The sequence below is a fragment of the Lacticaseibacillus manihotivorans DSM 13343 = JCM 12514 genome, assembly GCF_001435035.1.
Classification (GTDB): Bacteria; Bacillota; Bacilli; order Lactobacillales; family Lactobacillaceae; genus Lacticaseibacillus; species Lacticaseibacillus manihotivorans.
On sequence record NZ_AZEU01000158.1, the window covers coordinates 1 to 14,863 of the forward strand.

At 48.5% G+C, this 14,863-nt stretch carries 19 protein-coding genes; 9 read left to right on the plus strand and 10 right to left on the minus strand.

Annotation, left to right across the window (positions count from 1 at the left end):
- From FD01_RS09185 to FD01_RS09205, 5 genes are all read left to right on the plus strand, one after another.
- A partial coding sequence (locus tag FD01_RS09185) for a transposase (protein WP_156647292.1) occupies nucleotides 1-402 on the plus strand: 402 nt, incomplete at its 5' end.
- A gap of 41 nt (nucleotides 403-443) precedes the next feature.
- Nucleotides 444-1,181: a 1-acyl-sn-glycerol-3-phosphate acyltransferase gene (locus FD01_RS09190; RefSeq protein ID WP_152164750.1), complete on the plus strand. Its 738-nt coding sequence runs from the start codon at nucleotides 444-446 to the stop codon at nucleotides 1,179-1,181.
- On the plus strand, nucleotides 1,174-1,992 hold the full coding sequence (locus tag FD01_RS09195) for a glycosyltransferase (RefSeq protein ID WP_056963862.1): 819 nt from the start codon (nucleotides 1,174-1,176) through the stop codon (nucleotides 1,990-1,992). The genes FD01_RS09190 and FD01_RS09195 overlap by 8 nt, the downstream gene beginning before the upstream one ends.
- Before the next feature lie 4 nt (nucleotides 1,993-1,996).
- Complete coding sequence (locus tag FD01_RS09200) at nucleotides 1,997-2,923, plus strand: glycosyltransferase family 8 protein (protein WP_054717998.1); 927 nt, start codon at nucleotides 1,997-1,999, stop codon at nucleotides 2,921-2,923.
- Nucleotides 2,920-3,696 carry a lysophospholipid acyltransferase family protein gene (locus tag FD01_RS09205; protein WP_054717997.1) on the plus strand — a complete coding sequence of 259 codons (777 nt, stop codon included), beginning with the start codon at nucleotides 2,920-2,922 and terminating at the stop codon, nucleotides 3,694-3,696. The genes FD01_RS09200 and FD01_RS09205 overlap by 4 nt, the downstream gene beginning before the upstream one ends.
- Before the next feature lie 34 nt (nucleotides 3,697-3,730).
- Here FD01_RS09205 and FD01_RS09210 read toward each other — a convergent pair whose 3' ends face one another.
- Nucleotides 3,731-4,357, minus strand: a complete 627-nt coding sequence (locus FD01_RS09210; RefSeq protein ID WP_056963864.1) for a TetR/AcrR family transcriptional regulator — start codon at nucleotides 4,355-4,357, stop codon at nucleotides 3,731-3,733.
- A gap of 160 nt (nucleotides 4,358-4,517) precedes the next feature.
- On the opposite strand from FD01_RS09210, the gene FD01_RS16850 reads away from it, so the two are divergent.
- Nucleotides 4,518-4,640: a hypothetical protein gene (locus FD01_RS16850; RefSeq protein ID WP_263862571.1), complete on the plus strand. Its 123-nt coding sequence runs from the start codon at nucleotides 4,518-4,520 to the stop codon at nucleotides 4,638-4,640.
- Between the two features lie 38 nt (nucleotides 4,641-4,678).
- Here FD01_RS16850 and FD01_RS09215 read toward each other — a convergent pair whose 3' ends face one another.
- The 6 genes from FD01_RS09215 to FD01_RS09240 are packed head-to-tail and all read right to left on the minus strand — an operon-like array spanning nucleotide 4,679 to nucleotide 10,049.
- Nucleotides 4,679-5,182 (minus strand): shikimate kinase, encoded by a 504-nt coding sequence (locus FD01_RS09215; RefSeq protein WP_056963866.1) that lies wholly within the window; start codon nucleotides 5,180-5,182, stop codon nucleotides 4,679-4,681.
- Nucleotides 5,183-5,185: 3 nt separating this feature from the next.
- Nucleotides 5,186-6,052, minus strand: coding sequence for a prephenate dehydrogenase (locus tag FD01_RS09220; RefSeq protein ID WP_056963868.1), 867 nt, complete (start codon nucleotides 6,050-6,052; stop codon nucleotides 5,186-5,188).
- A gap of 1 nt (nucleotide 6,053) precedes the next feature.
- A complete protein-coding gene (gene aroA, locus FD01_RS09225; protein WP_056963870.1) occupies nucleotides 6,054-7,349 on the minus strand; it encodes a 3-phosphoshikimate 1-carboxyvinyltransferase in 1,296 nt (431 codons plus the stop codon).
- A gap of 8 nt (nucleotides 7,350-7,357) precedes the next feature.
- Nucleotides 7,358-8,524 (minus strand): chorismate synthase, encoded by a 1,167-nt coding sequence (gene aroC / locus FD01_RS09230; protein ID WP_056963872.1) that lies wholly within the window; start codon nucleotides 8,522-8,524, stop codon nucleotides 7,358-7,360.
- On the minus strand, nucleotides 8,524-8,841 hold the full coding sequence (locus FD01_RS16630) for a chorismate mutase (RefSeq protein WP_056963874.1): 318 nt from the start codon (nucleotides 8,839-8,841) through the stop codon (nucleotides 8,524-8,526). Before FD01_RS16630 ends, aroC begins: the two co-directional genes overlap by 1 nt.
- On the minus strand, nucleotides 8,832-10,049 hold the full coding sequence (locus FD01_RS09240) for an MFS transporter (protein WP_056963876.1): 1,218 nt from the start codon (nucleotides 10,047-10,049) through the stop codon (nucleotides 8,832-8,834). Before FD01_RS09240 ends, FD01_RS16630 begins: the two co-directional genes overlap by 10 nt.
- A 374-nt stretch (nucleotides 10,050-10,423) precedes the next feature.
- Here FD01_RS09240 and FD01_RS09245 point away from each other — a divergent pair, with 374 nt between their 5' ends.
- The 3 genes from FD01_RS09245 to FD01_RS09255 are packed head-to-tail and all read left to right on the plus strand — an operon-like array spanning nucleotide 10,424 to nucleotide 12,308.
- Nucleotides 10,424-10,801 carry a GntR family transcriptional regulator gene (locus FD01_RS09245; protein ID WP_054717982.1) on the plus strand — a complete coding sequence of 126 codons (378 nt, stop codon included), beginning with the start codon at nucleotides 10,424-10,426 and terminating at the stop codon, nucleotides 10,799-10,801.
- Nucleotides 10,801-11,652, plus strand: a complete 852-nt coding sequence (locus FD01_RS09250; protein WP_056963878.1) for an ABC transporter ATP-binding protein — start codon at nucleotides 10,801-10,803, stop codon at nucleotides 11,650-11,652. Before FD01_RS09245 ends, FD01_RS09250 begins: the two co-directional genes overlap by 1 nt.
- Nucleotides 11,649-12,308, plus strand: coding sequence for an ABC-2 transporter permease (locus tag FD01_RS09255; RefSeq protein ID WP_056963879.1), 660 nt, complete (start codon nucleotides 11,649-11,651; stop codon nucleotides 12,306-12,308). Before FD01_RS09250 ends, FD01_RS09255 begins: the two co-directional genes overlap by 4 nt.
- Nucleotides 12,309-12,327: 19 nt before the next feature.
- Here FD01_RS09255 and FD01_RS09260 read toward each other — a convergent pair whose 3' ends face one another.
- The 3 genes from FD01_RS09260 to FD01_RS09270 form a co-directional block, all read right to left on the minus strand.
- Nucleotides 12,328-13,236: a DMT family transporter gene (locus tag FD01_RS09260; protein WP_056963881.1), complete on the minus strand. Its 909-nt coding sequence runs from the start codon at nucleotides 13,234-13,236 to the stop codon at nucleotides 12,328-12,330.
- A 140-nt stretch (nucleotides 13,237-13,376) separates the two neighbouring features.
- Nucleotides 13,377-14,204, minus strand: coding sequence for a sugar phosphate isomerase/epimerase family protein (locus FD01_RS09265; RefSeq protein ID WP_056963883.1), 828 nt, complete (start codon nucleotides 14,202-14,204; stop codon nucleotides 13,377-13,379).
- 13 nt (nucleotides 14,205-14,217) lie between these two features.
- The gene (locus tag FD01_RS09270; RefSeq protein ID WP_152164885.1) at nucleotides 14,218-14,781 is read right to left on the minus strand and encodes a restriction endonuclease; all 564 of its coding nucleotides are present in this window, start codon (nucleotides 14,779-14,781) and stop codon (nucleotides 14,218-14,220) included.
- Between the last annotated feature and the right edge of the window lie 82 nt (nucleotides 14,782-14,863).

Consider the following 14,863-nt stretch of genomic DNA (forward strand, 5'->3'; position numbering starts at 1 on the left):
GGCCATTACCCAGATGAGGTACTGGCCGACACACTTTACCGTAACCGCGACAATCGCAAGTTGTGTAAGGATCTAGGCATCACTCTCTGTGGACCTAAACTGGGCGCAAAGCCAAAACACGTTGATGCCAAGAAACGCCGTCAGGATACGGATGCGGAAAATCGACGCGGTGCCATTGAACGCCGATTTGCCTTTCTCAAAGGGTCAGTAGGCTTGGACTTAGTCAATACCCGAACAGCTGAGTCATTAGCCGTCAAGATTGATCAGGCAATGGTATTAAGCAATGCCCTGACGTTCTTGCGGGTGTTTGCTATACCAATTTTGATTTCAACTACGAACGAAGGGCAAACCTATCGTTTCCGGTACAAATTTACTACCAGCACCAAGAATATGGTGGCCTAGTTGAACAGCCACTACTTACTTAAGGGCGCGGGGTGATCAAAGTGCAACAACACTATACATACACCAACTTTCAAGCCGATGTGGTGCAAAGCCCGCATCAAAATGCCCAATTACCGGCGAATTTTAATTGGCAATCTCATCGTCTGACCCAAGCATTGGTCAATCCGCTGGCCACAGGCTTTGCGCATTTGTATCGCCGAACGCATCCCATCACCGTGATCGGCGCTGAAAAACTCATCCCCGGTGCTTTCATTTATGCCAATCACACCCAACCAGTCGGCGATGTGTTTGTCCCGCGAACGCTACCTTTTCCCGTGTCGATCATCGCCGGTCCGGCAAATTTAGGTTTGCCGGTAATCGGCAAGTTCTTGCCTGCAGGACGCGCGATCTTATTGCCTAGTACCCGCAAACAGTATCCGCAATTTCTCGCGGCTATTAAGCGTGCCCATACCTTGGGTCACCTGATCGTGGTGTACCCAGAAGCGCATGTTTGGCCTTTTTACACTGGCATTCGACCTTTTGATGCGACAAGTTTTCATTATCCAGCACGTCTGGATGCGCCAGTGTTTACCATGACCACGACTTATCAAGCAGGCAGTTGGCCCCATCGCGTTCAAGAAACGCTTTACATCGATGGGCCAATGCCCGTAGATAAAACCTTATCCGTTAAACAGCAACAACAAGCGCTTTATCATCACGCACAAACACAACTGCACACTCGCAGCCAACTGTCGACTGAAACTGTGGTGCAATACACTTTGGAGGACGAACATGATTAATGTCTTATATTGTGGCGACGCCCGGATGCAAGACGGGTTGTTGATCTCGATGTTATCCCTACTCAAACACACCCATGAACCATTGCATCTTTATATTTTGACCGCGCGCATCAAAGGCTTTGCGCCTGTCAGCCAAGCAACCGCTGATTTTCTGCAAACGCAAGCACAATTAGTCGACGCTCGACATCAAGTGACTCGCATCGATGCCACAACAGTGTTTGAAGCCGATCCGCCCACTGCCAATATGGAGACGATTTTTACCCCTTATTGCATGTTGCGCTTGTATGCGGATTTGATCCCGCAACTGCCTGATCGTCTTTTATATCTCGATACCGATGTAATCGCGCGACGGCGGTTTGGCCAATTTTATCATCAAGATCTGGCAGGGGTAGAATTTGTCGGGGTGCTCGATCATTATGGCAAGTGGTTCTTTCATCATGAAATGGCGACATTTGATTATCTCAATTCTGGCATGTTGCTATTGAACCTCAAACAGATCCGGTTGACTGGGTTGTTTGAACAATGTCGCAAGCGTTGTGCCACGCAAAAAATGTTTATGCCAGATCAATCGGCATTAAACAAACTCGCCGTGGTGAAAGTGATCGCCCCAAGACGCTTCAATGAACAGCGCAAACGCCATGCCAACACCGTGTTTCAGCATTTTACCACGAGCTTTCGGCTATTTCCTTGGATCCACACCTTAACCGTCAAGCCTTGGCAAGTGCAAGCGATGCACGATCAACTGCATTTGCATGATTATGATGACTTGCTGAATACCTATTCCCGCTTGGCGCCAATGATGAAAGGATGATTTGATGATTCCCGTATGTTACTCCATTGATGACCACTACGCTGCCCCATTTGCAGTTAGTTTACAATCGCTGCAAGCTCATGCCCATGACCCTCGTGGGTATCGCGTGATCGTTTTAGCCCAAAATCTCAGCCAAGACACCCGCAATACGCTGGCTGATATGATCACCAGTCCCCTGGTGCACTTAGAATTTGTGACGATCGATGCCAACACTTTGGCGCAAATCGACGACCAAGGCAATAAACTGCGCTGTGATTATTTCACCTTCACTATTTATTTACGCTTGTTCATCCCGCAACTTTTCCCGGAACTCAACAAGGCGGTTTACTTGGATGCGGATACGTTAGTGCTTGAAGACGTCGCCAAATTATTTGACCATCATCTGGTCCAACAGTTAGTCGGCGCCGTGAGCGATCCCTTCATCGCCAACGACCCGATCACGAATCGATACGCCCGCGTGGCCATTGGCGTGCCAGCTGAACATTATTTAAATTCTGGCGTGTTGGTCATGAACTTAAAAGCGATGCGTGCAGTCGATTTCACTGGGCACTTCTTGTCGTTGCTCCACACTTATCATTTCCAAAGTTTGGCGCCAGATCAAGATTACCTCAATGCCATCGTCCAACAGCGCGTTTTGTGGTTGAACGGGTCTTGGAATCGGCAAGGCGATGCTGGCCTTGCCCAAATCGTGCACTTTAATTTATTTGCCAAACCTTGGCATTATGCAAATGTGTCCTATCAAGATGCGTTTTGGTACTACGCTGATTTGACTCCGTTTGGCGCCGCTTTGCATGAGCAACTCACGCACTATGATCACCAAGATGAAGATCAAGTACACATGCAGGATCTGGTCGCTTCAGCTGAACGCATCGCCAAGCTTGATACCACGTTTGCCAATGTTCGCGATGCTGGCGTGGCGGTTGCGTTATGAACACAGTCTTTGAAAATATTCACCAAGCCGTACGCGACCACGCCTGGCATCGCAAAGTCATGATTGGCGATCCTGAACTTTCTGCAACTCAAGCCCATCAAGTTCTGGCGCAATGGCAACAACTCAGCTTTTGGGGACAGTTCAATACCTGGTTAGCCCGCATCGTGATGCATCTGGCTTGTCTGATCAAAATGCGTCATGTCAAAGTTTACGGCCTGGAAAACTTGCCGGCTGACCATCGCGCCATTGTCGTTAGCAATCATTTTGCCCCGCTGGAAAACCTCGCTGTGCGCAAAGCCCTTGGAAATCGGCGTTTGTTCATCGTCAGTGAATTGACCAATTTGGCGATGGCAGGCGCTTTAGGGTGGTTGATGCGCCATGCGGATACCGTGCCGATCGCTGCTGATACCCATTACATGGGGCGCGAATTTATCTCGCAACTCAAAACGCGCCTCCAAAAAGCGCTAGTTTTGATTTACCCAGAACAAGCGTTGTGGTTGAATTATCGCAAACCTCGCCCTGGCCAACGCGGTGCTTATTACTTTGCCGCCCAGCTTAACGTGCCGGTGATTTCGTTATTTGTCACCATGGACGCGCATGGCCAATACGCAGTCCATGTGCTCAACACCCTCACCGCAGATCCAACCCTATCCGCGCGCGCTGCCAGTTTGAAAATGTTGGCGGCAGACGATTTACAACGCCAAGCTGCCTTTGAACGAATTTATCACACTAAATATGATTTGCATTGGCATGAGGACGATGTCGTCGCCTAATGAAAAAGCTCTCGTCACAGTGACGGGAGCTTTTTCATGGGCGTAAGACTTTGAGAATGCTAACGACAATGCGCTTGGAATCCGGCTTTTGCTGAAAAAACAAATAGTTGACCGCAGCCCCGCCCACCATCGACCACAGGACTTGGTAGATTTGAGTATCCGGCCAATCGACTAAAATGCCACGCTGTTTCAATGTCGCAAAAACTGTCGTCATCCGCGCGACTTGTGCTGCTGGAATGACTTGGGCCAGTTGATCACGCCGCGCTTGGCTATAAGCGAGCTCGCTAAATAATAACTTCAATACCTTGGCATTCGCCATTAAAAAGCTGATCCGTTCTTCAACCAATGGCCGGATCAAGTTTTCTAAATCATCATCGACGTCAGCTGCGTTCGTCGTGACGAAATGGCTAAAAATCTTCGGCACGATTTGGGTCATCACTGGCTGTAAAATCGCATCCAGCAAACCAGCTTTGTTTTTAAATTTGGCAAATATATTTCCCTCTGCCACCTTAGCTTTTTGCGCAACTAGTTTAGTGGAAGCATTGGCATAGCCATATTCAGCAAAAACGTCGATGGCAGCTGACAATATCTGCCGCTGTTTGGTGGTGAGATGATCAAATAAATGGGCTTGGTCATATAATTTCAAATCCGATTCTGCCATAGTGGGCCTCTTTGAGTGTTTACTTAAAGCCTAACGATTTTCTCAAGAAGCGTCAATAGCTTTAAAAAACCTTACTGCCTTGGACACAAAAAATTCTTGATTGCTCGGCATAATATAATCATCGTCAACCAACAAGTATACGATGAAAGAAGGAATTGATATGACGACTTTAGCACATGTTGCCGTAATCACGATCACCCTTGGCTTGATCGCTGCCTCCACTGTAATGGCGGCTGGCCATAATCGCCGTCGTGCCTTGATCCCAGTCAAAATTAACCATTAAACTATGATCGCCACCCGAATCAATCGGATGGCGATTTTTTAATGTTGCGCAAGCCAAGTCATAATTTGAGTTGCGATTTGAGCCGGCAACAACTGATCTGTGGTGATCACCAAATCGGCTAATTCATGATAGCGGGGATCACGCTTTTGCTGTAAGGCCACTAACCCATCGGTGCCAAGCTCTTGCACCAATGGCCGGTTAGCATCGCGGCCGATGCGCTTTAAAATCGTGTCCGCGTTAGCTTCAAGCAATACAACTGGCGTTTTTTTCGCTTTCAATAAGTCAAAATTCGCCGGTTGCATCGGGGTCCCGCCACCAGTGGATAAAATTTCGATATCATCTAATGCTTTGACCAAGGTATCGTGTTCTAATTGGCGAAATCCGGCATCTCCCCGCGCAGCAAAGATTTCTGGAATCGATTGCCCCGCAGCTTCGACGATCAAGTCATCAAGATCTCGATGGGTGCATTGCATTTTACGCGCTAACTCGCGCCCCACGGTGGTTTTGCCCGCCCCCATAAAGCCCACTAAAATTACTGCCATCGCTTATACCTCCTTGGGTGGATCGATGCTCTGTCGCACTTGTTGGGCGTGTTCAAACCAAGCATGCATCCCCTTGCGATCGTTTGCAGCGATCAAGTCGCGTGCTTGTTGCAAGGTGGCGAGATCTGTATCCAGTGCCTTCAAAATTGCTTTGGTGTTGCTTTGCATGATCGCCGTCCACATGGTCGGATCCCCTGCGGCAATACGCGTGGTATCCCGAAAGCCGCCAGCAGAAAACTGCAAGGCTTGCGGCTGATCTTTCAAGCCTTGAGCAGCACTGATGGCTAATGCCGATGCCACCACATGCGGGACATGTGAAATCTGGGCCACCATTTGATCATGTTGTTTTGCACTTAAGATCTCAAAATAAGCCCCAGCGGCAGACAGAACGTTGCGCAATGCTAAAATCTGATCCTCACTGGCATTGCCATTCACCAAAAAGTAATGCGCCTCAGCAAACAAACTCGCCCGGCCCGCTTGGACGCCTGAGCGTTCAGAGCCGGCCATGGGATGCCCACCAACAAACGCCACCCCTTGTGCCATCAACGGTTGGGCCGCTTGCATCACCGTGGCCTTGGTACTGCCTGTATCGGTGACGATCACGCCAGGTTTTAAAGTCAAGCTTGACAATTGGCTTAATTCCTTAACAATTTCGCTCACTGGCGTCGCTAAAATAATGATATCAGCCTCACCGGCGGCTTCTAATCCTTGTTCTGCTGCCACATCGATCACTTGATGCACCTTGGCCCATTTCAAGCTTTCAGCATTTTGATCATGACCGATCACAATCGCGTCTCCACGGCGTTGGCGAATCGCGCGAGCTAAACTGGAGCCGATCAAGCCTAATCCTTCAATAAAAACTGTGGTCATCTCACGCCTCCAACAATGTGTTCAAATCATCAAAGAATTCAGGATATGACACGCCCACAGCGTCAGCGCGATGCAAAGTTAGTGGCTGATCGACCAACAACGCGGCCAAGCCTAACATCATGCCGATGCGATGGTCCCCGTGACTATCAAGGACGGTATCGTTGACTTGCCAAGGCGTGCGCCCGTCGATCACAAAACCATCAGGTAAGGCTTTGACATTGGCGCCGAGTTTTCCCAGTTCTCGTTCAACGCAGGCAATGCGATCCGTTTCTTTGACGCGCAATTCTTCGGCACCGTGAATCGTGGAGATGCCATCAGCCTTGGCTGCCAGCAAAGCCACTAAAGGTAATTCGTCAATGATCGCTGGAATTTGTTCAGCTGTTAAGGCAATCGGATGCAAGTCCGCACTTTGAACCCGAATGTCACCGACAGCTTCACCAGCGCTGACAGTTTCATTCACCTCAACGTGGCCGCCCATTTGCACTAACACATCTAATAGCCCGCGACGTGAAGGGTTCAAGCCAACATTGGTTAAGGTGATGTCAGAGCCTTTCAGAAACGTCGCTGCCACCATGAAAAAAGCGGCGCTGGACATATCGCCAGGCACTTGGACTGTTTGCGCGTTGAGTTGATCAGTTTGGCCCACAGTGATGGTCATTTTATCCGATGAGACGGTGAGATCTGCACCAAAAGCTTTCAACATATTTTCTGAATGATCACGAGTCGGCAACAATTCATGGATCACAGTATGCCCTGGTGCCTGCAGTCCGGCAAAAATCAACGCAGATTTCACTTGGGCGCTAGCGACTTTCAGTTGGATATCTGCGGCTTTTAATGTTTGGCCATGCACCACTGCTGGCAAATGTCCTTCAGTGGTTTCAATGCTGGCGCCCATTTCAGCCAATGGATCCGCGACTCGGCGCATCGGCCGTTTGGATAATGAATCATCACCGATCAACCTCGACTCAAATGCTTGCCCGGCTAACAAGCCCATCATCAACCGGGTCGTGGTCCCAGAATTAGCCATTTGTAAGGCATGTTCAGGTCGTTTCAACCCATGCATCCCCACGCCATGCACCACAACTTCATCACCTTGACGGTCGATTTGTACGCCAAGATTTTTGAAGGCTTGTAAGGTGGCCAAACAATCCGCCGACGTCAAGAAGTGATGCACATGCGTTTCACCAGTGGCTAAACTTCCGATCATAATGGCGCGATGCGAAATACTTTTATCCCCTGGCACTGAAAGTTGCCCATGCAAGCCATGTTGCGCGTTGATTTGTAATTGTTTATCCATGATTTCTCCTAAAACGCATCAAATTCTGAACGGTAGTCTGCGACTTGTTTTTGCATCCGCGCCAAGTTGGCATCATCAAAGGTGTCACATAACACTTTTGCCAATTCAAAGGAAACCGCACTTTCAACCACGATCGAGGCTGGCACGATCGCTGTGGTATCTGAGCGTTCCACATTAGCTTTTGACACTTCATGGGTGTGAATGTCGACAGATTGCAGGGGTTGATACAAGGTTGGAATCGGCTTTAAAGCCCCGCGCACCACGATCGGCATCCCATTGGTCATCCCGCCTTCAAACCCACCTAGGTGATCGGACAAACGTGAGTAGCCTTGGCCTTCATGCCAATCAATTTGATCCATCACTTCAGAACCTAGGTTTTGCGCCGCTTCAAAGCCATCGCCGATTTCAACGCCTTTGATCGCATTGACGCCAACCACGGCTGCCGCGATTTTGGCATCAAGCTTTTGATTCCAAGCGGTATAGCTGCCTAAACCTGCCGGCACCCCGTTTGCAACGACGCGGACGACGCCGCCTAAGGTGTTGCCAGCATGGCGCGTTTCATCGATCAACAAGTGAATGCGATCGACTTGTTGGTCATCGAGCATGCGCATGTCATTTTGAGTGATCGCCGCTTCAATTTCTGCGACATTTAATGGTGAAACTACCGGGCCTTTCACTGAGCCAACTTGATCGACGTAACCAACGATCGTGATCCCAACTGCTTGCAACAGTTGTTTACAAATCGCGCCGACTGCCACGCGCATTGCAGTTTCACGGGCGCTCGAGCGTTCCAACACATTGCGCATATCGTGATGGCCATACTTTTGACCGCCGACCAGATCCGCATGGCCTGGGCGCGGACGCGTCACTTGCCGTAATGTGTTTTCAGGCGTTTCTTCAGCAGTTGGCGACATGATTTCACCCCAATGGCCATGATCACGATTTTGAATCACCAAGGCGATCGGGCCACCCATCGTGATGCTGTGACGCACCCCACCGACGATTTGGACGGTATCGTGTTCGATTTTTTGCCGACTACCACGACCATAGCCGCCTTGCCGGGCAGCTAAAGCTTGGTTGATCGCGTCGATATCCAAATGTAACCCGGCTGGCACGCCAGTTAAAATCCCGGTTAATTGTGGGCCATGTGATTCCCCTGCGGTCATGTAATCCATTAGTTTTCCTCCGAAGTTGTGGCATTGATTTTTTGATTTTGATAAGCACGCGATTCTGCCATGATCGTGACAAAAATCTTGCGCGCATGTGGTGCCAGTTGGTCTGAGCCGATCGCATCAGCCACTTGATCCAACACTTGGGCTTCTCGTGCTTGGTTTTTTACTGGCACTTGCGCCGCTTTTTTGAGGCGCGCGATTTCATCGACAGTTTCAAACCGCTCAGCCAGCAAGGCGGCAATTTGTTGATCCAATTCATTGATATGTTGCCGCGCTTGGGCCAAACCGGCTTGCGCTTGTTGTGATGTGGTTATTGCCATGATGGGACCTCCCGAACTGATGGTTTCGATTGATGTAAACAAACCCGCGCGACGATCACTAAGCCTAACCCCAAAGCAGCCACCACCAGATCACCACGTAAAGCAGCCGCTAAATTGATGTGCGCAGAAAGCCAGCCGGTGATCAATGGCACAGAGAAAGTTGCCAAGCTCCCAAAATTCATGAAGATTCCAGTGATCATCCCTTTGATATTTGGGTACAAAGTCAAAAACATGGTCAAGCCGACTTGCATGCCACCACCAGCGGCAGAAAGGCCAAAGACGAATGCGGCTACCATTCCGACTATTGGGGTATGTACCAAACAAACTGCGGCTAAGCTCAACAAACCCAACGCATTCAAACTCAACAACACAATGCCTTCAGGGGCTTGTTTGCGCAATAACATGAAAATCACTAACACCCCTGAAATGCTACCGATCGAGTAACTCGATAATAGCAAATGTGCATTCATATTAGAAAAGTGTAACACTTTGGTGGCATACAGGCTGATCCATTGCGTGAACCAAATCATCAAGCCCATTGAGGTGTAACCGTACATGGCCAAAGCGATTGTGGCGATCCAACGCTTGGTCTTTGACAACCCTTGCGCTTTTTCCACTTCAGCTTCGGTGTGATGTTGAATCGCTGGAAACTTCAGCGGGGCCACTAAAATCAAATTGATCACAAGCAGGGCCGCACCGATGGCAAAAGACCAACCGTACCATGCCCCGATGCCTTCACTGTAGGCGACAAAAATTGGTAAAATGAATTCCCCAAGTGACATCGCGGCTTTGATCAACACGTTGGAAGCTTTGGCTTTGCCGCCAAGATCAGCAAACGTCGTGTAAGACCCAGCATCAAAAGCGGAATTCGCCGCGCCGGCACACATTGCCAATGCGTAGGCGATCGGTAAACTATGTGTCAGCATCATTCCAGCGAAGAATACCAAGTACAACACCATTCCGACATTGATACAAACTTTACGTCCATAACGATCAGCAATGAAGCCGAATAAGAAATAGGCTGGGAAGCGGCCCAACCCCACCCCTGATAACACGAGGCTGACTGTGGCGACTGGCGCATGCCAGCTAGCTGATAAAGCTTGCATGTTTTGCGCGATGATGATCAAGCCGATCCCATGGACGATGTAGTTAATGTATAAGCTGATCGATAAGCGTCGTTGCATGTTAGAACTGAGCGTTTGGGTCATAAGAAATTCTCCTTCATAAACAAAAATTCGCCAACTAGTCGAGTAGTTGGCGAATTCAATCGGAAATATGGTTTACTTCCGCCAGCTAGACAATGTCTAACCGGCAAGCAAAAAGGGCTTAGCCACCTTAGACACGAACGTGTTTGCGTCCGTGCCAGGTGCACGGACACTACCTAAAGTAGTAAAAGCCATAATAGTAAGCTGCAACTGCAAGTTGTCGTTGTTTTACCATTGCCATAAATCCCCTTCGTTAATTGATGTTTCTAATTAAACACCCATTTTCTCATTTGGTCAACAGTTTTCTCACTTTTTCAAAAAAGGGTTGACACTGTTATGCGCTGTTATATACTGTTTACTCGACAGGAGGAATCACCATGCCCATCATTATCGAACACAATACCATGACCCCCATCTACGAACAAATCGTCAACCAACTGCGCCAACAAATCGTCACGACCGCATTGAAGACTGGGGACGCCTTGCCTTCAGTGCGCGCCATGGCCCGGGATCTGCAGATCTCAGCGCTTACGGTCAAAAAGGCCTATGACCAATTGGAAGCAGACGGTTTAATCAAAACGGTTCAAGGTAAAGGTTCCTTTGTGGCAGCAGTCGACCCCACCGTCCAACAAGAATTCATCCAACGCGACTTGGAGGAAAAGCTTCAAGCGTTGATCATTCAAGCGCGTCAAAACGGAATCAGTGATCAACAATTTCAAACCCTGGTTTCGATTTTACTGGAGGAGGCACACTAATGCTTTCGGTTAAAAACTTACAACAACATTACCCAAACTTTGATTTAAACGTCTCATTTGCAGTTCCAAATGGCCAAGTCGTCGGGTTGATTGGTCGCAATGGCGCAGGTAAATCCACCACATTTCGTGCAATCTTAAATTTATTCCAACCAGATGCTGGTGAGCTGACATTATTCGATACGCCAGTGAACCAACTGACTTCCATGCAAAAACAACTGATCGGAACGACATTTGCTGACAGCTTTTTTGCTGAAAATTTCACGATCCAACAAATTGCTAAGATTCTAAATGCCAGCTATCAAGGCTTTAACACCGATACCTTCTTAAATGCTTGCCGTACCCAACAACTACCTTTGAATCAGGCCTACAAACAATTCTCCACCGGGATGAAGGCTAAATTAAAATTGCTGGTCGCAATGAGCCATCAAGCCCAATTTCTGTTACTTGATGAACCCACTAGCGGCTTAGATGTGGTCGTCCGACAATCAGTACTCGCGATGTTACAAGATTACCTCGATCAAGACTCCGGCCGCTCAGTGTTGTTGAGTTCACACATTTCCACGGACTTAGAAACTTTATGTGATCGCATCATGGTCTTAGACCAAGGCCAGATCCGCATGCAAGCGACCATCGATGACATTCAAACCAACTACGCAACGTTAAAATTGACCGCTGAACAATACGACCGAGTCAAAGCTGATCACCTGCTTGCCGCAAAACCGGCGCCATTTGGATTTCTTGCACTGACGGATCAACGCCAATATTATCTTGAAAACTATCCACAATTGGCGGTTGCGCCTGCGACGTTAGATGATTTATTAGTGGTACTCACCCAGGAGGCAGACGCATGAAAGGTTTATGGTTGAAGGATTGGTTATTTTTAAAAACGCAATGGTTAGCTGCTGCGCTCACCTTCGCATTGGCGTTAGGTGCGCTGTTCATTTTTAAGCAAACCGGAATCGCTGTCGGCATGGGCATTACCAGCCTGACGATGACGTTTGTGATGTTGGCGACGGTCACTGCTGATCAAGCCAATCACGGGATCAGCTTTTTGTTGACCCTACCAATCACAGCGAGTCAGTACGCGCGGCAGAAGTTTGCCTTGTTATTTGGGGTCGTAGCGGGCACGATTGCTGTGATCACCGGTTTAAGCTTGATTTATTGCCAATTGGCTGATTGGTCATTAAAAACATCGACATTGGTCGGCTACACCGTATCGATTGGCTTAGTCATTTTCTTGATTTTAGGTTTGAGTCTGGCTTATCAACTTAGACATGGCGCAGAACAAGCGCAAGTGGCGATGTCGATCACCGGCGGGCTGGTCGCATTGCTGTTAGGCGGCGGCTTTGCGGCAGTGAAGTACACCAACTGGGGCTTACAGTTATGGTTAAAAATCGTCGCCAACTATGCCGAACATGGTGGGATCGTGATCATTTTGATTTTAGGTTTGCTAAGCTTGCTGTTAGCAGTCTTCGGCAGTCGCTACGGTAAAAAACTCGCCCAATAACCGAAAAATCCGGTCAACCTCACTTGGAAGTTGCCGGATTTTTCTTGTGTATCGGGATCAGTTGAATGAAGCTAGTGCTTAAGACCAACAAGCCGCCAATGATTTCTGCGAGGCCAAAGTGTGCATTGAATACGAGAATCGCCACCACCGTAGCTGTCAGCGGCTCGAACACATTCAACATCCCCACTACTGTCGGGCGCACGGTTTTTAAACTGGCGAGATATAACAAGTAAGCAAACAAGGTCCCAAATAGTGTGACATACCCGATGCCTAACACCACTTGCCCAGTGATGATTGGCGCCTTGGTAAAAATCAAAATCGGCGACAACACGATTCCAGCAAACAACATCGCCCATGCGATCACAATTTGCGCTGGGACTTCCTGAAGCAGCTTGACTGGCATCAACGTGTATAACGCGGCGCCAACGCCGGCTGCGATCCCCCAAAACAAGCCTTGAGGCGTTAAAGCTAATGTGGTCAAGTGGCCATGCGTCACCAACAATAACATGCCGACAAACGCGACGGCTAAAGAGATCACGTCAATGCGTTGCGGCCAATGGCGTTCTTTGATTGCTAAATAAATCACGATGAACAATGGCGCCAAATATTGTAAAACCGTTGTCGTTGGTGCATTAGAGGTTGCCACTGCCGTGAAATAGGAAAATTGGGACACCACGACGCCACCTAAGCCGAAAATCAACGCACCGCGCAAATGCCGTTTGTTTTTCCAAACCGCTAAGGTCGCTTGGCGTTGCGTGAGCAAGCACCAACTCATTAATAAAATGCCTGATGCTAACAGCCGCACGGCAACTAACCAGTCTGGTTTCAACCCCGCTGGGCCAAATAACCATTCCGCCACATTTCCTGACACTCCCCAAAGCACTGGGCCTAAAATCGCACAGACGAACCCTTTTTGTTGCGCAGACACCGCCATACCCCCACAAATAAATTCATAACTAAATTCGATGTTACCGCGTGGCGCCTGCTAAAAGCAATATGAAAAGCACTGGAAGTGGTAGTTTTCCAGCATCGAATATCAAAAAAGCCGACACAAGGTCGGCATCACGCTTACTGCGAATTTTTCTCTGCTGCGATCAAGCTATCTAAGTACCACTGACTGGCAAGCATTTCTTCGCAGTTGTTTTGATCTTTCAAATTGATTTCAAAAATCGAGGTTGCATTGGAGTTCATCGCGTGGATCACGCGCTTCCAATTCACTTCGCCTTGGCCTAATACCAAACTGTCGTGAGTTTTGCCCATGGAATCCACCAAATGATAGTGTTTGACAAAGGGACGCAAATGCCGCATTGACGCGATCAACTTGTTGTTATCGCCGTGCACATAGATGAAGGCATGCGACACATCATAGGCCAATGGCAGCTGCAAGGCCAACAAGCGCTCTTCAAACTCAGGATCCCCGTAGGCAAACACGGGCAATAGCGAATTCTCAAACACGACATTATCTGGTGCCGTTGCGGTAAAATCAAGCATCCGGCCTAACACCACTTTTTGGGCCGTCGCCAGATCTGGCCAATCTTTGGCAAAATCATGTTCCCCGGGATGCAAGCCATACCCACCATGAATCAAGGCGACGGCGCCGACTTCTTTAGCATAATTGATCAACCGGCGAGAGGATTGCATCACGAATTGGTACAATTGCGGAAACATCAACTTGTTGACGCACAACTCCATGCGCAAGCCATGCCATTTCATCGGATGATGAAACACAACATGCGGAACGCTTTGTTGCACCCAAGTGACCATTTCCTGAAAATGTGCCCAACCTTCAGGCGTGAAATCTGCTTCCGTTAAATGAAACTCAAAAACATCTGGGTGATGTTGCAAGCGATTTTGAATTTGCACTTCATCGGTGCTAGCTTTTAACCCTAATTGCATACTGACCCCTCAACTAACTCGGCAAGCGGCGCATCATGCGCTTCAAACGCGGCCGATCGACTAAGCGCACGCCTAGCGATTCCGCCAACTCAATGGCCGAATCGGAGAACTCGCTATTGGTCAACACCACTGCTTCGTCGAGTTTATAGAAATTATGACCCGTCCAAACTTCTTGAACGGCCTTGTTACCAACAAATCCAGTATACCGCTTGCACTGAAATCCACACGTTTTTCCATTTTTTTCGGCGATAATGTCGATGCCTTGGTCGCCACTAGCTTGGGTCACTTTAATGTGTTTATAGCCGTTACGCTTCAACAGATAGCCACAGAAATGTTCGAACTCTTCACCAGCCATGGCATCGACTTGGTCCATTTGCAGATCCCGATAACGAAAATGCCGGCGATACACCCACAGTGCATTCACCACGACAAACGCCGAAATGAGGATGAACGCGGCCAGATCCAAATGGCTTTTCCAATTGGCGGGACAATAGCCGCGTAAAAAAAATGAATAAACTAAGGCAACGGCAAACAACGCCAATAATAGCTGATACCCGCGGCGCAATAAATTATGAATCATGATTGCTCCTCCTTAACGTTAAGGGTACTGTCAAACGTACCTCGTTTAAATTCATAATTTCCGAACAATAAAAAACACC